At 72.8% G+C, this 19,424-nt stretch carries 15 protein-coding genes; 7 read left to right on the top strand and 8 right to left on the bottom strand.

What is annotated here, in order from left to right:
• The 8 genes from OG556_RS03840 to cas3 all read right to left on the bottom strand — a co-directional run bounded on the left by OG556_RS03840 (position 1) and on the right by cas3 (position 12,930).
• Positions 1-2,379, bottom strand: coding sequence for a lantibiotic dehydratase (locus tag OG556_RS03840; RefSeq protein WP_371515851.1), 2,379 nt, complete (start codon positions 2,377-2,379; stop codon positions 1-3).
• Positions 2,376-4,886 (bottom strand): lantibiotic dehydratase, encoded by a 2,511-nt coding sequence (locus OG556_RS03835; RefSeq protein WP_371515850.1) that lies wholly within the window; start codon positions 4,884-4,886, stop codon positions 2,376-2,378. Before OG556_RS03835 ends, OG556_RS03840 begins: the two co-directional genes overlap by 4 nt.
• 4 nt (positions 4,887-4,890) lie before the next feature.
• Positions 4,891-6,678 (bottom strand): hypothetical protein, encoded by a 1,788-nt coding sequence (locus OG556_RS03830; protein ID WP_371515849.1) that lies wholly within the window; start codon positions 6,676-6,678, stop codon positions 4,891-4,893.
• Between the two features lie 14 nt (positions 6,679-6,692).
• Positions 6,693-6,941, bottom strand: coding sequence for an ammosamide/lymphostin RiPP family protein (locus tag OG556_RS03825; RefSeq protein WP_371515848.1), 249 nt, complete (start codon positions 6,939-6,941; stop codon positions 6,693-6,695).
• A 183-nt stretch (positions 6,942-7,124) separates the two neighbouring features.
• Positions 7,125-7,790: an NADPH-dependent FMN reductase gene (locus OG556_RS03820; RefSeq protein WP_371515847.1), complete on the bottom strand. Its 666-nt coding sequence runs from the start codon at positions 7,788-7,790 to the stop codon at positions 7,125-7,127.
• Positions 7,791-7,876: 86 nt separating this feature from the next.
• Positions 7,877-8,707 (bottom strand): BTAD domain-containing putative transcriptional regulator, encoded by an 831-nt coding sequence (locus OG556_RS03815; RefSeq protein ID WP_371515846.1) that lies wholly within the window; start codon positions 8,705-8,707, stop codon positions 7,877-7,879.
• A gap of 301 nt (positions 8,708-9,008) precedes the next feature.
• Complete coding sequence (locus OG556_RS03810; protein ID WP_371515845.1) at positions 9,009-9,299, bottom strand: hypothetical protein; 291 nt, start codon at positions 9,297-9,299, stop codon at positions 9,009-9,011.
• Between the two features lie 652 nt (positions 9,300-9,951).
• Positions 9,952-12,930 carry a CRISPR-associated helicase Cas3' gene (gene cas3 / locus OG556_RS03805; RefSeq protein ID WP_371515844.1) on the bottom strand — a complete coding sequence of 993 codons (2,979 nt, stop codon included), beginning with the start codon at positions 12,928-12,930 and terminating at the stop codon, positions 9,952-9,954.
• Positions 12,931-13,048: 118 nt separating this feature from the next.
• Here cas3 and OG556_RS03800 point away from each other — a divergent pair, with 118 nt between their 5' ends.
• The 7 genes from OG556_RS03800 (at position 13,049) to OG556_RS03770 (ending at position 19,388) form a co-directional block, all read left to right on the top strand.
• Positions 13,049-14,653 carry a type I-E CRISPR-associated protein Cse1/CasA gene (locus tag OG556_RS03800; protein WP_371515843.1) on the top strand — a complete coding sequence of 535 codons (1,605 nt, stop codon included), beginning with the start codon at positions 13,049-13,051 and terminating at the stop codon, positions 14,651-14,653.
• Entirely contained in the window at positions 14,650-15,279 is a 630-nt protein-coding gene (gene casB, locus OG556_RS03795) for a type I-E CRISPR-associated protein Cse2/CasB (RefSeq protein ID WP_371515842.1), read from the top strand. Before OG556_RS03800 ends, casB begins: the two co-directional genes overlap by 4 nt.
• Positions 15,276-16,721 (top strand): type I-E CRISPR-associated protein Cas7/Cse4/CasC, encoded by a 1,446-nt coding sequence (locus OG556_RS03790; RefSeq protein WP_371515841.1) that lies wholly within the window; start codon positions 15,276-15,278, stop codon positions 16,719-16,721. The genes casB and OG556_RS03790 overlap by 4 nt, the downstream gene beginning before the upstream one ends.
• Positions 16,718-17,566, top strand: a complete 849-nt coding sequence (cas5e, locus tag OG556_RS03785; RefSeq protein ID WP_371515840.1) for a type I-E CRISPR-associated protein Cas5/CasD — start codon at positions 16,718-16,720, stop codon at positions 17,564-17,566. Before OG556_RS03790 ends, cas5e begins: the two co-directional genes overlap by 4 nt.
• Positions 17,563-18,282, top strand: coding sequence for a type I-E CRISPR-associated protein Cas6/Cse3/CasE (locus OG556_RS03780; RefSeq protein WP_371515839.1), 720 nt, complete (start codon positions 17,563-17,565; stop codon positions 18,280-18,282). The genes cas5e and OG556_RS03780 overlap by 4 nt, the downstream gene beginning before the upstream one ends.
• 362 nt (positions 18,283-18,644) lie before the next feature.
• Positions 18,645-18,908 (top strand): hypothetical protein, encoded by a 264-nt coding sequence (locus OG556_RS03775; RefSeq protein ID WP_371515838.1) that lies wholly within the window; start codon positions 18,645-18,647, stop codon positions 18,906-18,908.
• A gap of 129 nt (positions 18,909-19,037) precedes the next feature.
• Entirely contained in the window at positions 19,038-19,388 is a 351-nt protein-coding gene (locus OG556_RS03770; RefSeq protein WP_371515837.1) for a hypothetical protein, read from the top strand.
• Positions 19,389-19,424: the final 36 nt, after the last annotated feature.

Here is a 19,424-nt window from a genome sequence, read left to right as displayed (position 1 = left end):
TCACCGCTCACCACCGCCCCGCAGATACACGCAGCGCAGCTCGGAGGCGAAGCGCAGCTCCCCGTCCCGCAGCCAGGCGTCCTCGGGTGCGGGCAGCGTCTCGGACAGCAGGAGCTGTTCCGCCGTGCCCGCCAACCGGGCCATGCCCTTGAGGAGTTCTGGGCTCGCGGCGTCCACGTACACCGGCTTGCGTTCGGCCGGTGACTTGGCGAAGAAGCGGTCGGGCAGGCCCCGTTCCCGGAGCAGCCGGGCCGTGGCGAGCAGCCGCTCGGCCTCCCGCTGGCTGCCGTGCGCCTCCAGCAGCGCCGCGCTCGGCAGCGCCCAGCGCCGCCGCGAGAACACCACGTTGCCCCAGCGCAGCCGCGGCACGTGCGGCAGGTCCGGCAGCACCGGGCGGCGGATCCGGGGCAGCGCCAGCGCGGTGTGCACGGCGGTGTCGAGCTCGCCGTTGTGGAACAGCAGGCTCCGGCCGGGGTGGGTGTCGCCGCGCAGGACGACCCGTTCGCCGTCGCTCTCCAGCCACAGCTGGTCCAGGCCGATCCGCTCCCGGTCCGCGCCGGCCCGGCCGCCCAGTTCGAGCACCACCCCGGGGAACTCCAGCGGCGGCAGCCCGGTCGTACGGCGCGAGATCACGTTGACGGCCAGCTGGTCGCCCAGCGCCCTGCGCACCCCGGCGTCCCGCTCGGCGAGCAGCGCCGCGGCGTCCGGGTGGAACTGCAGCGCCCACGGGGTGAGCAGCGCCGCGTCGTGGATGTCGCCGAGTACGAGCGGCGTCACCCCCGGCTCGTACCCGGCCAGGTCGGGCGCCGCGATCAGGACGTCGATGGAGCACAGCACCGGGGCGGCAGGCGGTGGCGGTACGGCGAGCAGCCCGGCCACGTCGAGTTCGGCCCGGTCCGCGCCTGCGGTCTCGATCACCCGGCTCAGCTCGACGCCGAGCTCTCCGCCCGGCTCGATGGCGAGGTCCGCGCACTCCCGCAGCGCCCGCAGCAGCGGGATGCGTCCCGCCCCCAGCCGGGCCGCGACCGCCCGGTTGGTGCGTACGCGGGTCGCCTCGGCCTCGTGGGCCAGCAGGTCGAGCACCGGCGCGACGGCGTCGCACATGTCGCGGGCCAGCGGTCCACGGACCTCCAGCCCGGCCGTGCCGACGGCGGCCTCGTGGATGACGACCCGGTCGTTGTAGAAGCGGCCGCGTTCCGCCGAGCGGTCGGTGACGGGCAGCAGCGACTCCAGTTCGGCCTGGACGGTCAGTTTCCGCTCGGGCGGCGCCGACGGGTAGCCGTCGAGCAGGTCGAGCACCTTCACCAGCAGGGCCCGCACCCCGGCCGCGCGGGCGGCCGTCTCGGGGTCCGAGGCGTCGATGCGCTCCAGGGTCCAGCGCAGCGGGTCGACGACGGTCGCCGGCGGGCACAGCGTGTGCGTCAGCGTCCCCTTCGCCACGGCGGCCGCGAACGCCTCCACGGCCTCCGGGGCGGCGGCGCCGCACCCGGACGCGATCCCGGCCACCGTCCGTACGCCGTCGGCCTCCCGCAGCAGCGCCGCGCCGACGCCCGTACCGCGGGGCGGCCCCGCCATCGTCTTGCGCACCGGCGCCAGCCGCTCGGCCAGTGCCGGATCGCCCAGCAGCAGGCCTTGCACGGCGTCGTTGACCCGGGCCGCGGTGTGCGCCTGGCGGACCCGGATCGCGGTGTGGCCCTCCCAGGCCAGCGCCGTGGCGGCGTCGGAGCCGGGGTCGAGCCTGCCGTAGTTGATGGGCCCGAAGAAGCTCATCGTCTCGCTCTTGGACGCCAGCCGCTGGGCGTAGGAGGCGAGTTGGCGCCGGATCCGGCCGCCGGTCGCCCCCCGTGCGAGATCGCGGTGGACGGCGGGCGACGAGCAGACGATGGCGTCGTTGACCCGCGGGTCGGTGCGGACGGCGGCGAGCGCCTCGTCGACCGTCGCCGTGTCGGCCTCGACGGTGGCGGCGAGCCGCTCCCGCACCGCGCTCACCCGCTCCGCCGCGGCGTTCCACTCGGCCAGCCAGTCGGCGGGCAGGTTGTCCGATGCGGGCAGCGGCCGCAGACCGCGCAACCTGGCCTGCTGGCCCCGGGACAGCCGCCCCGCCGGGTGCAGCCGTGACGCCACGTCGGCCGACCGGGCCTCCAGGGCGAACAGTTCCTCGACGAGCAGCCGGGTCCGTTCGCAGGACAGTCGCTCGACCATCTGCCAGGGGAACCCGGCGCTGCGCAGGACGACCGTGGGCAGCAGCTCCCAGCCGTGCCGCCGCGCCGCCGATTCCCTGGGCGACAGGTCGGACAGGTCGGACAGGTCGGACAGGTCGGACAGGTCGGACAGGTCGGATCGATCGGATCGGCGGGATCGGTCGGATCGGTGGGTCATGACGACGCTCGCTTCATGGCGATCCGGAACTCCGAGGTCACGGGGGCCCCGCCGTGGCGCAGCCACAGCGCGTCCGGCGCCGGCCTCATCTCGGCCAGCGACACCGTCGCACTGTCACCGGCCAGCACCATCGCCACCAGTGCGTCGACGGCCAGCGGACTGTCCAGGTCGATTCCGACCGGTTTCGGCTCGTGCGCGAGGGAGGCGAAGCAGAACCGGGGCACTCCGTGTCGGGCCCGCAGCGACTGGACGGCGAGGAAGGCGGCGGCGGGGTCGCGCGCCGCGTCGACCCCGAGGTCGGCCCGGTCGAACCACCAGCGCGCCCGCTGCACGAGCAGGTCGCCGACCACGATCCTGGGCGCGAAGTCCCCGATCCGCACCAGCGGCAGCCCCACTCCGGGTGCGGCGAACGCCCGCAGGTGCACGTGGTCGTCCTCGCCGGCGTACAGGGTCAGCTCCCCGTCCGGGGTGCGCAGCCGGGGCGTGCCGTCCACCAGGACGACGCTCAGATCGGTCAGCGGCACGGTCCGCTCCCGGTCGTCGGTGGCCACCGAGGTGATCTCGATGAAGCGGCCCGGGAACCAGTCGGCCACCAGGCCCTTGTGGCGCCTGCGGCGGATCACCGTGGCCAGCCGCTCGGGGCCGCCCCACGGTTCGAGACCCGCCGCGAAGTCGCCCAGCATCCGGTCCTGTTCGTCGCTGAACAGCCCCTGTGAGCCCCAGGCGAAGACGTACGGGTGCAGCTCGCCGAGCACCAGCAGCTCGCCGCCGTCCTCCCGGCTCTCCAGCATCAGGTCCGGGCTGACGAAACGGGGCCGGCCGGGCTCGGGCGCGAACGCCGCGAGTTCGGCGGGGGAGAGCCGGGCCTCCTGGCCCTGCACGGCGGACTCCACCAGCGCCGCGTAGTCCCGCTTGAACCCGATCAGCGGCCCGGCGAGCCGGTCCAGACCGCCCGCCTCGACCGAGGAGCGCATCCGGCGGATCAGCTCGTCGTACGGCATGGCGCCGCCGCCGGCCTCGCGCAGGATGCCCGCGCACAGCTCGGCCGCCGCGTGCTGCTGGAGCTCGCCGTAGCGGGCGGCGACGTCCAGCACCGGGCTGAGCTCGGACTCCCAGCGCCCGGCCACGTCGCCACCGACCACCACCGGGCTCTGGTCGCCCTTGGCGTCCAGGGACACCACCAGCCGGTCCGCGTACATCCGGCCGCCGGCGCGACGGGCGTCGACCTCGGTGAGCCGGGTGAAGCACTCCTCGACGCGCTCCAGCGCGGCCGCCCGGGCGCGGTGGCCGTCGGCCGCCGCGTAGGCGTCGCCCAGGTCGCGCAGTTCCCGCAGCTGTGCCGGCCAGGCGGTGCCCTGCGCGTAGCGGTCGGCCCAGGAGACCAGCCAGTCCAGCGGCCGTGCCGCGGTGGACGGCGGCTCGGGCCAGAGCCGGACGGCCCCGGCCTGCCGCAGCCGGTCCAGGACCCGGCGCGTCTCCGCGAGGTCGAGCCCCGCCAGCGCCGCCAGTTCGACGGGGGAGCGCCGGCCGTCGACGGCCTCGGCGAGCTGCCACCGTACGCCGGACAGGGTGATCCGGCGGCCGTCGGCGGACTGGATCGTTCCCGACTCCGGTACCTCTCCTGGTGTCCTGCCCGGTGTCCTGCGGCAGGACGGCATCCAGGCCACGGGCGGGCGGTCCCGCACCTGCGGGTCCGTGCCGATGAGCTTGGCCAGCTCGCACACCGCCCAGAACGCCGTCTGCGCCGCCAGGACGTGGTAGCCGCAGGCCGTCTCGGGGCCGAGGGCGGTGCCCTGGGCCCCACGGTCGACCCGGCCGTGCACCAGCGGACCGAAGAAGCTGGTCGTCTCGTTCTTCGCGCCGAGCCGCTGGCCGTACAGGTAGACCCGGCGGTAGAAGGACCGGTCCTTGGCGCGGTTGCGGCCCGTCGCGCTGTCCTGCTGCTGCCAGCCGTCGACCCAGCGCACCGCCTCGGTGTGGAAGGACGGCGACAGCTGGAGCAGGGCGTCGCACACCCGCTCGTCGCGGAGCAGGTCGCGGACCCGCTCCGGCCGCCGCAGCACCTCCTCACCCAGCGCGGCGGTCAGCCGCTCGCCCGCCCGCTGCTGAGCGGAGTGCGCCGCGCGGTAGCCGTCGACGGCCGATGCCACCGCCGACGCCACTGCCGATGCCATCGCCGATGCCGCGTCGCCGCCGCGCGGGTCGGGCTCCACCGGCAGCCGGCGGCCCACCCGGCCGCGCAGCTTCGACAGTTCGCGCAGTCCGGCCCGGTCCCGCTCGCGGTCGGCGCCGGTGACGGACTTGGCGATCGCCTCCTGGAGCCCGGCGCGGCTCCGCTCGAACCGCGCCACCGCCTCCCGGTACTCCGCGGCCGCGGCACCCGCCGGCCCGTCGCCGAGAGCGGTCAGCAGGCCGATGCCGAAGCCCGCCCGCCGCAGCAGCAGCCGATCGTAGAGCTGCCACCTGGCCCGCTGGCCCGTCTCCCCCTGGGTCGCATGGTCCGTCATGGCCTCAGTCCTGAAAGTTGATCAGGTCGAACGGGCGGTTGAGCTTGGTCCGCGGCTTGGGCAGCAGCCCTTGCAGGTCACCGCCGTCGGCGACGGCCTTCGCGAGGGCGTCCGCCGCCCCGGGACGGGTGAGGCTCAGCGGCGCCATGGCCGCCACCGACCCGGCCGCGGCCACGGAGCCGGTCGTCATCACCCGACCCGCCTGGGCCAGCGCGATGCGGTACGGGTCGCCCAGCAGCCGCGCCGCGGACTCGGCACGCTCGTACTGCTCGGCGCCCGCCCTCGCGTCACCGCCGGAGGCGTGCAGCATGCCCAGTTCGAGACGCACCTCGGTCTCGTGGAAGCGGTCACCCAGCTCGGCCGCGTTCACCAGCGTGGTGTCCAGGTCCGCCAGGGCGGCGTCCCGCTCGCCGACGAGCAGCCGCAGTCCGGCGCTGCGGTACGCGTGGTGCTTGCGGAAGCCCGCGTTGGACGAGCCGGCGGCCTGCTTGAACTTCTCCCAGGTCGCCAGGGCCGAGGCGTGCTTGCCCGCCTTCTCCTGGAGCACGCTGATGTTCGAGTACAGGTTGATCCGCAGATGCGCGGCACTGGCGTCGGTCAGACCCGCCATGCAGGCCAGCGCCTGCTTCTCGTGCTCGAAGGCCGCCCCGAGACGCCGCTCCGCGAACAGGGTCAGCCCGCGCAGGTTGTGCAGCCAGCCGCGCTCGCGGCGTACGCTCTCGGCCTCGCCCGGACGTTCCGCGACGACCACGAAGCCCTGCTCCACCTCGGCGACGGCCTCCGCCAGCCGGTTCTTGCGCTTGGACAGGGTGAGCGCGGAGTACAGGTGCGACTGGGCACGCAGCTCCGGGGACAGGCCAGCGGCGTCCTCCCGGATGGCCCGGAAGCAGGCGAGGGCCGTGTCCTGGTCCCCGCGGAAGCCCGCCTGGATGCCGAGCACCTTGAGCAGGAAACCGCGTACGTCGGCGGTGCCGCGCAGGATCGCCGTCTCGAACTCGATGGCGTGGACGAGCTCCCCCTCGCGCTCCGCCTCGGCGAGCAGCCCGGGTACGTCCGACTCGGGGATGCCGGCGAGCAGCCCGATCGCCTCGTCGGCGACGACCGCCATGCCCTCCCAGTTCGTGGAGAAGAACGCTCGGCGGCAGTAGGCCAGTGCGGCGGCCACCCGGTCCACGGCGGAGCCCTCGGAGTCCCTTGCCCGTAGGAAGAGTTCGCCCTCCTCGGACACGGGCGCGAACCCGGCGTCGGGAGCCGTACCCAGGTCCATGACCAGGTCGCCCTCGGTGATCGGCAGCCCCATGCGGCGCAGGCAGCGCACCCGCTCCGCGCGGTAGTCGGCGTACCGGCCGACCGGCTCGCGCACGGACGCCGGCGCCTCCAGCCGCAGTTCGGCGCCCTCGACGAGCTGCGCGTGCTCGAAGGCCCGCATGAAACCGCGCAGCGAGGACAGGTCGGTGCCGCCCATCCCGCTGAGCAGCAGGGGCCTGCCCAGCTGCGCGGTGCCCGTGCACAGGGCGGTCGCGGCCACCGTCAGCACGCGGTAGACCTGCTCGCTCTCCCGGTGCAGCCGCCGCTCGGACGGCGCGAGCGCGATCTCCTCCAGCGGCGCGGTGCCGGGCGCGGTCTCGGTGGGGAAGAGCTCCGCCCACTCGGACGGGTGCCCGGCCGCGAGGCCGGCGAAGTCGGCGCCCTCGGCGCGCAGGGCGTCGATGCCCGCCCGCAGCCCCGTGTACGAGGCGGCCGGGCCGGTGTTCACGTCGACCAGGACGGCGTCGGTGGATGCGCGGCTCACCTCGGCCGCCCGCGTCACCATCGCGAGGGCTCGGTGGTGGCGAGGGCGAGCGGCGCGATCTTGTTCTCGACCTCGTCGAGGTCGAAGTCGACGTCGTCCAGCTCGTCCAGCGCGTCCAGTTCGGCGTCCTCGGCGGTTTCCGCCTGGGCGGTTTCCGCCTGGGGGGTCCCCGCTTGGGCGGTCTCCGCTCGGGGGGCTTCCGTCCCCTCGGTGGTCTCCTCGGGCTCTGTGGACTTCGCGGTGGACTTCGCGGTGTCTTCCATGGCGCGCTCCATTCGGAATCACGGTCGGACGTGGGAATGCGGATGCGAAGGATCCGGTGTCAGGGCAGCCGGAACCAAAGGGGTGGGCGGGAATCGTGACGGCGGACGTACGGGGGACGTACGGGGGCGGACGTACGGGGGACGTACGGCGGGCGGCCGCGGTCGGCGGCGGGCCCCGGACGCTCAGCCGACCGGCGTGCGCATCCGGGCGAACTCGACCACTTGCCGTCCGACGGTGGCCAGTTGCGCGGTCAGATGCGGGTCGCCGGTGCCGCTGCCGGTGCCGCTGCCGGTGCTGTCGCCGACGCTGTCGTCGGACGCCAGGGTGACGCTCTCCGTGTTGATGGCCACGCCCAGGGGAGTGGGCCAGCCCCTCAGGGCGTGCACGACGGAGCGCAACCCCGCCAGTGTCGAAGCGGCCTGCGTCCCGCGCGCGGTGACGACACAGCCGACGGCGCGGCCGTGCAGATACGGGCGCGCGTCCTCACGCAGGTCCTCCAGGTAGTCGAGGGCGTTCTTCACCAGACCGGAAACGCCCCCGTGGTACGCGGGCGTGCCGATCACCAGGCCGTCGGCGAGGGAAACGGCCTCGACCAGCCGCCGGGCCGCCGGGGTACGCAGCGCCTCCCCCGGTGCGTAGAGCGGCAGTTGAAGTTCCTCGGCGCCCAGCAGCAGGGTCCGGGCCCCCGCCGCCGCGGAGGCCGCGAGGACCGCCCGAACCGCCCGTTCCGTCGAGGAACCGGAGCGGACGGTGCCCCCGATGCCGACGATCAGGGGCCCGGCATCGGCTGGGGCACCAACACCGGGATTCTCCACCGGAAGAACGGAACCCTGGTTCGTCTCCAGCACGGTTACACCAATCTCCTTGACCGGTCGCGGTTTTCGGAGTCTAGACAGGGCGGTTATGCGCTGGTTATGGGCTGGTTATGCGTGGGTTATGCATTGGTTACGCGTGGGCCGGAGGTCTGGTCCGCCGTCCGGGCGGGCGCGTCCTGGGTGCGCAGGACCCGGTCCAGCAGCCGCTGGGTGTCCGGGCTGACATCGATGTCCAGACCGTCCGACATCCGGGCCCGGCACAGCTTGTACCAGGACCTGGCCTGCGCTAACTGGCCCAGGTCGCCGTGTACTTGGATCAGGGTCCGGTAGACGTCCTCCTGGTACGGGTCGATGTCCAGCGTGCGGCGGCACATGTCGATGACCTTCGTCAGCTCACCCCGGTCCAGTGCCTCCTGGAGGAGGAAGTCCGCCGCTCCCACCGCGAGGGACCGTACCCAGTCCCGCTGCTCCCTGGCCCAGTCGGCGGTCTCACCGGGCAGGAAGTCCCCCGTGTGGAGGTCCAGCGCGCTGCGGTAGTACTCGGCCGCCGCGCGCGAATCACTCCGGGCCGCCGCCCGGTGCCCTTCGTTGCACAGCCGCTCCAACTCCTCGAAGTCCAGCCAGGCGTCGTGGAGTTTGAGCGAGTACCCGTACTCGCTGCAGACGATCTCCGCGGCCGGCTGCTCCTCCGAGGCCTGCTGCCCGCTGAGTATCTGGTGCACCGCGTGCTTGGCGACCTTGAGGGAACTGGAGCCCGCCGACCGGGTGCGGTCCGGCCACAGCGCGGCGTGCAGTTCGTCGCGGTCGACCGTGCGGCCCCGGTTGACGAGCAGGTAGAGGAACAGGGTGCGCGCTTTGCCGGCCCGCCAGCGTCTGACCGGGAGTCCGCCCAAGTCCAGTGAAAAGCCGCCGAGGCAGCGTACGACGGCAAGCGTGGAAATCTCGGTCATGTGGAAACCCTCCTTCTTCGTGGGGGTAACAGGATGCGAACGCACTGGCGCGGTCGGTCGGGCCAGGCCTGTGGGGGAGGCAACCCGGTCGACCGGTGGTACGACCGGGCTGAGGGCCGGTCGCCTTATATGTGTTGACGTACGGGACCGTCGTCGCCGTTCGGAGAATGCCGGTCAGGCGGACGGCGGGAAGTGGAGTCTCCGGTTCTGTTTGGCCCGTGTCGGTCTCCGGCCTCGACCGTGACGCGACGGCTCGGCGATCGCCTCCGCCCGGGTCGCGCCCGACCTGGAAACCCTGGTCTCACCGGAAGATACTGATGGCGTACTCGCCGATGGCGAGCTGTCGCGGGATCCTGGACAGGCCCACATGCAACTCGGCCTGGATTCTCCGAACTTCGACGCTCTTTCCGGCCTCGCCGATCAGCGACTTCACGAAGCACCCGGGTCGGTGTACGCACGATCGGCGTGCTGATTGCGCCGACACATCCCACCCCGCGGCAACGGCGGTGGAGCTGATGGCCGGTGTGACGAGCGTGAGCCCGACGGTCACCCCAGCGGCGGCGACCAGGGTCCCAAGTGGCTTGCGCGGCATGATGTGCGTTCTCCAGAGTTGCCTGCCAGGCACCGTCCGGCCGCCCGAGTCAGGAAGATCAGTAATGACTCTGGCTTCTGGCAATAAACAAGCAATGAACAGCAGGTACGGCCCCGACCCCCGCCCCTTCCGACTCGCCGGGTGAACGAACTACGCCGCCCCGAACCCCGAATCAAACCGGCCAATCGTTTGCCCCCGCACGACCACGCACCACGACGCTCCCGCGCACCCCCCGAAGCATGAATCCCGCCGCCCCGCCCCGACACTTACACGCCGAAGAACAGCCGCATGCCTCGCCCCCCGTCACACCGGTCGGGCCATCCCCGCACACGCGGGGCCTGCGCACCGCGCGAGCTGCAGGTGGACGACCACATGGGGCCATCCCCGCATGGGCGGGGCTGACGCGATCAGGTGGGTGGAGAGGGACCGCACCGGGGAGCAATCCCCGCGGGCGCGGGGCTGACCCGCCTACCGACTCTTGGCGGAGATCGGCGGGGGAGCAATCCCCGCGGGCGCGGGGCTGACGCTTCCTGACCTGGGGCGCTTCGACTCAGCGTAGACCAATCACGTCAGTTCCGATCGGCAGCTCCATGTGCGCAGGGCCGACGCCGCCCCGCCGTGCGTGGCGGCGTCCCTACCCGAGCGTCCGGGACTATCGGCTGAGGCCTTCCTCCGGGGTGTAGGTGATGCCGAGGGGCCCGCTGGTGCACCTGCCGGTCGTGGGGTCGAGGAGGGCCGTACGGCGGTAGCGCAGGGCGGGGCGGTGGAGTGTGGGCCAGGTGCTGGGGCGCGGGATCCCGTTGCGGTCCGACACCCAGGTCACCGGGATGGACAGGGTGTTGAGGAGGTAGTCCTTCTGCTGGCTGCGGCGATCGCGGCTGTCCGCCGGGTGGTAGAGCGTGTCTGCGATCAGCAGGCCGGCGCGGTCGTAGGTGAGCGCCCCGTTGGACTGCTGGTAGAGGGCGAGGCATTCGATCGAGGGGGTGCCGAGGCGGGAGAGCGCGGCGATGCCCGGGGCGCCGATGTCCCGGCCGCCGCCGTGTGCTTTGCCCGACGCGAGGTCGTAGGCGGTGGTCGGGGTCCGGCCCCGCCGGCCGTAGGGGCGGACCTGGCGGGCGGTCACCTCGTTGTTCTCATTGGTGATCGCGGCGTGCCAGTCCTCTTCGGTTCGGCCGAGGAGCTGCCCGAGCGCGCCGGGTTGTGGGGAGGAGGGGCCGTAGACCTCCCGGATGAGGGCGCCGTGCTCGCGGGCGTCCAGGGCGAACCGGCCGGCCTCTCCCGCGCGTCGGTCGAGGGCGTGCCAGCTGGCGGCGAGCGTGTACGGCGCGTAGACACCTCCGTCGGGGTTTCCGTGCGGCCTCCCGTTGCTCCGGTCCGGGGGCTCGACGACGGGCAGTTCGGCGCCGTCGGGCTGCCACAGCACGGTGAGCGCGGGCTCGCGGAACCACGGGGGCCGGGCGTTGTGGTGGTGCCGGTGGAGGCGCCCGTAGCGCTGGATGAGCAGGTCTATCGGGGCGAGGTCGGTGTAGTGCCGGTCGAAGTCGACGTCGAGGGACTGTTCGATGATCTGGGTGGCGATGACGAGGAGTCGGCGGGGGCGTCCGGGGTTGGGCCCGCCGGTGTCCGAGCCGGGGCCGAGGGCGTCGACCACCCGGGTTTCGAGCGGGAGGCGGTCGCGGCCCATGAGCCGACCGTGCAGCAGGATGATCTCGTCCTTCCGCCACCCGTTCCGCAGCCCCAGATCCCGCGCGGTGCGGTGCAGTTCGACCGCGGACGCGACCCGGTTGCGGACCACCGCGGTGATGCCTCCGTCCGCAGCCTCGCGCAGCAACTGGGTGGCGAGGCCCGTCGGCCCGGGCAGCGGCTGGAGGCGCACCTCGGTGCCGACCCGACGGGGCTGGACAGGTACCACACCGTCCTCATCCTCCCCGGCACGGCGGACGGTGCCGCCCTGGTCGACGACGGTGACGGGGCCGGTCCCCCCGGTGTCCCGGGCGAGGGCCCGGTGTCCCGTGCACCAGGCTCGGACGAGCGCCTCACGCACCGGCGCGGGGAGCGTCGCGGAGAGGACGACCACGGACGCCCCGGCATCCGCGAGCCATTCGACCGCCGCGCCGAGCATTCCCTGTTGGAAGAGCTGGTAGGCGTGGGCCTCGTCGATGACGACCGTCTTCCCCGCGAGCCCGAGGAAGCGCAGCATCCAGTGGCGGTTCCGCTGCGGGATCAGGACGACCTGGTCCACGGTGCCGATCCCGAACGTCGAGACCAGGCCGAGGCAGCTTCGCAGGTACCAGGGGTTGAGGACGACTTCGTCGGGCTTGCCGTCGCCGGCCTCGCCGCTGTCGTGCGCGGCCACGGCCACGGAGTCGGGAAGTGAACGCAGGGCGTTCTGCTGCCGGGTGGTGGCGGCGTCGATCAACCGGTGGACCAGGTCGGTGGCTTCGGCGGCGGCGTGGACGACGGCGAGGTTGTTGGTCGTGGCGCCGCCCGTCGAGCGCCGGACGAACTTCTCCAGCTCGCCCGCCGCCTGGTTGGTGGCGGCCCGGGTCGGCATGGCCATGAACAGGCCCTGGTGGCCGCAGGTCCTGGCGAGGTGGTGGGCGATGGCGAACGCCAGGCGGGTCTTGCCGGACCCGGTGCCGGACTCGATGACGACCAAGGCCGGTCCGTCCTCGGGGAGGGCGGCGAGTGCGGCGATCTGGAACGGGCGGGGCGTGGTGCCGGGGAACAGTTCGGGCCAGGTCCGGGGTTCCGGACGCCACCGGTCGAGTGCGAGGTCGGAGATCGCGTCCCGGGCCTGGTGCTGGGACGCGGACCACCAGTCGGCTGCCGGGGTGCCGAGCCGGCGGTAGGTGAAGTGGTCGTCGCTGGAGGCGATCCAGTCGGCCAGGATCACGAGACCGGTGAACATCGCCAGCACGGCGGGGCGTTCGGGCCTGACGAGGGCCGGCAGGGCCGGGAGGGGGACGCCGATGAGCTCGGCCGCCTCCGTGACGAGGCTGCGGTAGACGGGCTCCCACGCCTCCATCGGGGCGGCGCCGGAGGCCCGCTCGACCGTGTCGAGGTCGGGGATGTGGCCGTGGTGGCCGCCCAGCAGCAAGGCGACGGTGTGCAGGCCGGGGAACTCGTCCCCGGCTCCTCCGCAGCGCGGCCTGCAGCCGCAACCGAGGATCCGGGGCAGGTGCGCCGCCGTGATGTGCTCGTGCCGGGCGTCGGCCTGCCCGTCGGGGTGAGCGTCACCGGGGAGACCTGCGGCGAACGCCTGCTCCCGCCAGGCTTCCAACTCGCGGCCCCTGAGCAACACGTCGTCGTCGCGGCCCGTTCCGAAGGAACGGAGGAAGCAGCCGGACCCCTTGCCCAGGTCGTGCAGGCCGGCCAGCAGCATCACGGTCCTGCGCGCGGTCTCCTCGTCGCCGGCCCCGAACGCCTCCGCGAGCCGCAGCCGCATCCCGGGCGTGAGGTACCGGTCCCACAGCTGCCCGGTGCACGCGGCCGTGTCGAGGACGTGCGCCGTGAGCGGGTTCCATGCCGGACCGCCGGTTCCTCGGGATCGGCGCCGCTGGTCGGTCTTTCCCCAAATGGTTTGGTGCGTCGGAACATTGAGTAACTGTCGAAGTGTCAAGACCCACATCCGGGAGCTGCTACTGTCGTGCCGCGAAGACGAACCCAACGGAGTTTGTGAAGGAAGTGGCGTCTCGCGCGCGCCGGTTCGCCGAGACGGCGCGACCTCGCGGAGGGGAGGAGCGGACATGCGATGGGATCCACGCCACCAAGCATGTATCCCGGTACTGACAATCGACGGAGTCCCGGTTCGGCCCGGTCCCGCGGACGAGGGTGAACCGCTGCGGTCCAGCCCGGAGAACGGGGACGAACCGAGCCGGGCCGGCCTCGCGAAGGTCTCCGTCGTCCAGGCACTGCGGTACGCCGACCGGATCGCCGCCGTGTACGGACGGACCCCGGGGGAGACCGTCGCGGTGCTCGATTGGCTGCTCGGTGTGCTGTACGCCGCCGAGTGCTGCCCGGAGACGTACGGCGAGTGGCTGGCCTGGGTGGAGAGGCGCGAACCGCTCACCGAGGCCGCGGACTGGCTCGTCCGCCACGAGGGCGTGTGGGACCTGTTCGACGCCGAGCGTCCGCTCGGCCAGAACGCCGCTCTGCTGAAGCACCTGGACGCGTTCGGCGTCGGGCCGGCCCAGCTGGTGATCGAGCAGGCCGGCGACTACAACCAGCACTTCGACCACCGCCACCTGCACCACCCAGAACCGCTCCCGGCCGACGCCGCCTGGCGCGCGATGCTGACCCAGCACGCCTTCGGGCAGGGCCGTCGAGCCCGGATCCCGGCCAAGGAGATGGGCCTGCCGGCTCCGTTCACCAATCTGTCCACCTGCCGCCTGGGTTCGCGCATCCGGGTCCTCGCGCTCGGCCCCACGCTCGGCGACACACTGCGGCTCAACCTCGCCCCCTGGGACGGAAAGCCGGACGCGCTCAACCTGACCTGGGGCGACCGCTCCCGCCGGCCGTTCCGCCGCACCGGTGCCCACGAGACCCGCAGGCCCGAGGGCCCCGCCGACCTCCACACCGTCCTCGGCCGCTCGGTCGCGCTCCGCGCCGTGGCGATGGCGGACGGCGAGCCGGGAGTCGATCGGGTCCTCGTCGGACCGGGGGAGACGCTCGCCGAACTCCCCGACGTCTACCGCCAGGACGAGGTCATGGTCATGCGAGCCGGCAAGCCGGTGACGCTCAAGCCGCAGGCCTCCCGGGAGCTGTGGCGCGAGTCGCACGCGCTGTACGCCGCCGTCGCCGAACGCGTCAAGGGCAACGACCTGTACGGGCGCCTCGCCATGCTGCGCAGCGACCGCCCGGAGCTGTGGGCGGTCGGCCTGCTGGCGGACAAGGGCCAGCCGATCACCTGGGTGGACGACCGCTTCCCGTTCGTCCCCGGGCGCGAGGCCGGCCTCCGGCAGGCGAGCGAGCAGGGCTCGGCCGTCGCCGAGTACGCGGCCGGCGCGCTCCGAGCCGCCGCCACCACCGCCTGCGAGCACGTCTATTCGGGCGCCGGCGACCGGTCCGCCCACGTGGCCCGCTTCAACGGCGAGCCCGAGCTGTGGGCGGGCGCCGGCGTGGAGTTCCACGCCATGCTCGACGCCGTCGCGGACGGCCACCCGGTCGCGGACGCGCTGTCCCACTTCGGGACCGGGATCAGGACGCTCGCCACGGCCGCCCTGAAGGCCAGGTTGGACAGCCTCCGTCCGTCCGGCCGGGAGCTGAAGGCGCACACGCTGGCCACGGAGCGGCTCCAGGTCGAACTGGACCGCCCCGACGCGCCGAACCCGCTGAAGGAGACCACCCCATGACCGAGCCCTCACCGGTGCTCCCGGCGCCCGCAGAGCCCGAGCCGGACCCCGGGAAGCAGCTCACCGCCTGGCTCTGCGGCCTCGTCCGTGCCCGGCAGTACGGGCAGTTGGCCGATCTGCGCCGCCCGGAAGCCGTGACGCAGGCCCGCCTCATCGCCGCGAACTTCGCGCCGTCCGAGGAGACCCGGCCGGTCTTCGAGCACGTCGCCTTCCTCTTCGCCCGCTACCACGCCGGGCGGCTGGACCCGTCCCCGGGATCGGGCGACATCGGGGCCGCCCTCGGCCGCATCGGCACGGGGGCGGGACGTGGCCAGGCCAACCCCGGCGCGGTGCGGCTGCTGGACCGTGTCGTGGCTTCTCGCAGGGTCCCGTGGCGCCACCTCCAGCACGTGGTGGAGCGCGCCAGGTCCTGCGACACCGTCCCCCCGTCCTGGGCGGTCCTCACCGAGGACCTCGCCGGATGGTCCGGTCGGGGGCGGCCGGTTCAGTACCGGTGGGCCCGTTCCTTCTACACCCCGACCTACGCCCCGACCTACGCCCCGGCCTCCACGTCCGAGACCCCGACCAGTGTGCCCCGGCCGCGCGGGACCGCGCCCGCCGCCGATCCGATCGGAGACAGCAAGTGACCAGCACCGTAGAGCCCTCGACCACCGAAGCCGCCTCCTTGACCACGGGGGCCGCGCCGTCGACCGCCGGAGCCACCGACTTCACCGGCGCGCAGTACCTCTCCCTGCACCTCCTGGAGACGATGGTCGCGGTCCTGCCGGTGCGCGACGAGAACGGCATGCCCAAGTCGATCAGCCTCGGCGGCGACCTCCGGACGATGATCACCTCGCAGGCCCGTCGACGCGCGGAGCGCACCTACTCCCGCAACCGCGCCAACACCGGCGACGGGCCCCTGGCCGGTCACACGATGGGGCTGCGCACCCGGGAGTGGGCGAAGATCACCGCCGCCGAACTGGAGGCCGGGGGCTGGGAGCCGGGAACGGCCCTGGCCACCGCCAAGGCCGTGCTGAGCGGCATCGGGCTGAAGTTCGGCGACAAGCCCAACACCGCCGACCTCACCAAGGTGCTGCTGTTCGCCCCCGAGAACGCCGGGAAGGTCCTCGCCGACAAGCTCCTCGAACACCGCGCCGCCGTCGCGGAGTGGAGCAGCGCGTACGTGGCGGCGCAGGACGCCGCAGCGGAGAAGAAGGCGAAGGCCGCGGCCAAGCGCCGTGCCCAGGCCAAGGACCGCAAGGAGGGGCGGGTGCCCGCGGACGAGCCGCAGGAGAGCGGCGGCGAGGCCGGGGACGAGAAGCTGCCCGGCCTGCCGAAGGACCTGAGGTCCGCCGTCCTCACCGCCCTGGCCCCCGGTGACGCGATCGACATCGCCCTCTACGGCCGTTTCCTCGCCGGGATCGCCGACTCGCCCGACGTCGACGGCGCCGTCCAGACCGCCCACGCCTTCACCGTCCAGCCGGCCGAGCACATCGACGACTTCTACTCGGCCGCCGACGACGCCAAGCTCGACCGCAGGAACCGTTCCCGCGCCAACGCCCTGGACTACCTGGACGCCGCCGAGGACTCCGGCGCGGGCATGACCGGGTACCAGTCGCTGATCTCCGGGACCTTCTACCGCCACGCGGTCCTGGACCGCCACAAGCTGCGCGCCAACCTGAAGGCCGCCGGAATGACGACCGAGCGGATCGAGGCCGCGGCGGCCGCGGCCGAGCTGGAGGTGGTCGACGCCTTCGTCAACTCCCAGCCGAGGGCCAAGGCCAACACCACCGCCTCGACCGGCTCCCTGCCGAAGCTCGTCATGGCCTTCGACGGCAAGCGCCCGTTCAACTACGGCCTGGCCTTCGAGAATGCCGTCTTCGAGGAGGCCGACGGCCCGGCCTCCCTGGAGGCCGCCCGCCGCCTCCTCGCCCAGCACGCCCTCGTCCTGCGCAAGCGCGACGACATCAGCCCGGCCCGCCTGCTCACCTACGACCTCGCGGTCGAGCGGCTGCTCGGCGCAGAAGCGGAGAGCGGCAACCTGCCCGGTGTGGAGGTCGACACCATCGAGGAGCTGACCCGACCGTGACGGAGTCCGTCCTCCTCGCGCGGCTCGCGGCGCCCCTCCAGTCCTGGGGGAGCGGCTCGCACTTCGAGCGGCGTGACACCCAGCTGCACCCCACCAAGTCGGGGTGCGTCGGGATGGTCGCCGCCGCCCTCGGCCTCGACCGCACCGACGACATCGGCCACTTGGCCGCGCTGCGGTTCGGCGTCCGCGCGGACCGCCCCGGCACGCCCGCCCACGACTACCAGGTCGTCGGTGGCGGACCGATGCCGCTCCGGCCGCGCGACCTGATCACGGACCACCGGCGCGCCGATGCCGCCGCCGCACGCCTCGACGGCGAGCGCGGTCCGACCTTCGGCCGGGCCGCCGGCACCGCGCTCGCCTCCTGGTACGGCGCGCCGAAGGAGATCGCACCGGACGAGCGGACCGGGGTCCTCCTCGCCGGGAACCTCCGCCGCGACCCGATGCAGACCTACCGCTGGTACCTGGCGGACGCCGCCTTCGTCGTGGCCTTCGAGAGCCGGGACCGTGACCTGCTGGAGCGGATCGCCGGCGCGCTGGAGCAGCCCAAGAGGCTGCTGTGGCTAGGGCGGAAGTCCTGCCCGCCGTCCGGCACCATCGCCGGCGGGGTGCACCCGGGCACGCTGGAGACGGTCCTGCGGTCCACGGCGCCACTGCCCAACGCCACGGCGAAGGCGCCGTGGTTCTGGTGCGAGGTCCCGCCGGGGACCAGGGGCGCGAGCCGGACCACCGACCAGCCCGTCACCTTCGACCCCGAGCAGCGCATGCACGCCGTCCGCTGGGAGACCCGCACCCGCCTCACGCCCGACCCGGACGCCGCCATCCGCTGGGAGGACCTCATCCCATGACGAACCGACTGATCACCTGCCACAGCATCATCGCCCTGGACGCCCGGCACCCCGTCGCGGCCCGGAGCCTGCTCGACGCCCAGGACATGCACCGCCTGGTGATGAGCGGCTTCCGCGGCTGGGTGGAGGACGGCCAGTCGGACCCCCGCGCGCAGATGGGGATCCTGTCGACGTGGAACGTCGACCTCAAGACCGACACCCTGCTCCTGGTCGTGCAGTCCAAGGTCACCCCGGACTGGTCGCTCATCCCCCGGGAGGCGCTCACCAGCAGGATCGAGAGCATCAGCGTCGACCAACCCCTTCGCAAGGGCGACGAGTTCACCTTCCGTACGGTCCTGAGCGCACTGACCGCCCGCCCCGACGGCCGGCCCGGGACGGGGCGCTCCCGCAAGGTCCCGGCGGTCAGGCCGGACCAGGTCCGCGACTGGCTGACGAAGCGGTCGCAGCCGACCGTCGAGGGGCCGGGCTCGACGGCGGACAGCGGCGTGCGGTTCATCGGGGCGGAGATCGACCGGCGCTCGCTCGCGATCCGCATGCTGCCGCCGGTGACGAGCCGTCACCATGCGGGCTTGAAGATCACCCGCTCCGAGGTGCGGGGGCAGCTGGTGGTGGTCGACCCCGAGGCCTTCCACCGCACCCTGACGGACGGCCTCGGCTCCGGTCGGGCGTACGGCTGCGGGCTGGTACTGGTGCGGCAGAGCGGGCCCCGCCCCTGAACGGACGCGGCGGGCAGAGGTAGCATCACCTCTGCCCCGCCACTCGCGAGGATGACTCTGGAGTATGTGACATCGATGCTCCAGGCCTGGCCTCAGCCGGGACCGCCCCGACACCGCTCGACTCACCCCGGCCTGTCGCGCACCGGCCCCGCACCCAGCGGGGCGACCTTCCGCCTCTGCCGCCGTCGGCCCCGCACGCGCGGGGCCGATTTTCAGATCCTTGTCGGCAGCTCGGCTGCTGTCGGGAGTTGGTCGCGGTGTGCGGCGTGCCGCACACCGCGACCACTTTCGGAGTGGTCAAACGGTCTTGCCCGTAGGTCAGTTGTTCACGTCGAACACGTAAAAGGTCCACGGTCCGTTACATGGGCAAGCTCCTTCTGGAGGGGCAGAGCCAGTGGATGATCGCCGCAGTGCTGGAAGCCGCCGGCTTCGACACCCCGGCGACCCACGCCTACGAGAACCAGGGCGACACGTACTCGAGCAAGCGCAAGACGCCTCCGTCGAACCACTGGAACCCGACGAGTGTGGGCAAGATCCTGCGCTCGCCGTCGACCACGGCCTCGGCTACAGCTCGCCCCAACAAGCCGAAGACAAGCGATAAGTTGGTCGAGCGTCGGGCGCTGTAGTCATCGAGGAGTTGGCCTCGATCAAGCCCGGATCTGCCGAATCATCAAACCGAGGAGTCCTGGGCCGGCAGGATGGCCGGACCGGTAGTTGACGCCGGTGCTGGACGAGGAGCATGTGTGGGACCACATGTGATCGACGATCGCTTCCTGCTGGTGGGCGACAGTGCGCGCAGCGGCGGTCTGTCGAAGGTGCGAAAGGCCGTCGACACGGCAAACAGCGACAGTGACAGGCAGTTCGCGGCGACCAAGTTACTCAAGCGGCGCGACGACGAAATCATCAAGGTCTTCCTGGAGCGGGAGACCGCCGCACTCAAAGCTGTCGAGCACCCTCATATCGTGCGGATGCTGGAGTCGGGCTGGGACCCGGTTCTGGAGCGGTACTACATCGCCCTGGAGTGGGTGGAGCGCAGCCTGAAGGACGATCTACAGGCTCGTCGGCTGGGACGCCTGCTTCGAGAAGATCGTGTCACCACCTTGTGACAGTCAGCGATGATCAAGGAGCGGCATAGGATCGGG

The sequence above is a fragment of the Kitasatospora sp. NBC_01300 genome (assembly GCF_041435235.1).
Lineage (GTDB): Bacteria > Actinomycetota > Actinomycetes > Streptomycetales > Streptomycetaceae > Kitasatospora.
The sequence above is the reverse complement of the archived record's forward strand: the minus strand, read 5'-3'. Positions and strand labels throughout refer to the sequence as shown.

What these genes read in the sequence shown, in the direction of transcription:
- OG556_RS03840 (WP_371515851.1), bottom strand. Translation starts at nt 2,379, where the DNA reads ATGACCCACCGATCCGACCGATCCCGCCGATCCGATCGATCCGACCTG.
- OG556_RS03835 (WP_371515850.1), bottom strand. Translation starts at nt 4,886, where the DNA reads ATGACGGACCATGCGACCCAGGGGGAGACGGGCCAGCGGGCCAGGTGG.
- OG556_RS03825 (WP_371515848.1), bottom strand. Translation starts at nt 6,941, where the DNA reads ATGGAAGACACCGCGAAGTCCACCGCGAAGTCCACAGAGCCCGAGGAG.
- OG556_RS03815 (WP_371515846.1), bottom strand. Translation starts at nt 8,707, where the DNA reads ATGACCGAGATTTCCACGCTTGCCGTCGTACGCTGCCTCGGCGGCTTT.
- OG556_RS03810 (WP_371515845.1), bottom strand. Translation starts at nt 9,299, where the DNA reads ATGCCGCGCAAGCCACTTGGGACCCTGGTCGCCGCCGCTGGGGTGACC.
- cas3 (WP_371515844.1), bottom strand. Translation starts at nt 12,930, where the DNA reads ATGTGGGTCTTGACACTTCGACAGTTACTCAATGTTCCGACGCACCAA.
- OG556_RS03800 (WP_371515843.1), top strand. Translation starts at nt 13,049, where the DNA reads ATGCGATGGGATCCACGCCACCAAGCATGTATCCCGGTACTGACAATC.
- casB (WP_371515842.1), top strand. Translation starts at nt 14,650, where the DNA reads ATGACCGAGCCCTCACCGGTGCTCCCGGCGCCCGCAGAGCCCGAGCCG.
- OG556_RS03780 (WP_371515839.1), top strand. Translation starts at nt 17,563, where the DNA reads ATGACGAACCGACTGATCACCTGCCACAGCATCATCGCCCTGGACGCC.
- OG556_RS03775 (WP_371515838.1), top strand. Translation starts at nt 18,645, where the DNA reads ATGGGCAAGCTCCTTCTGGAGGGGCAGAGCCAGTGGATGATCGCCGCA.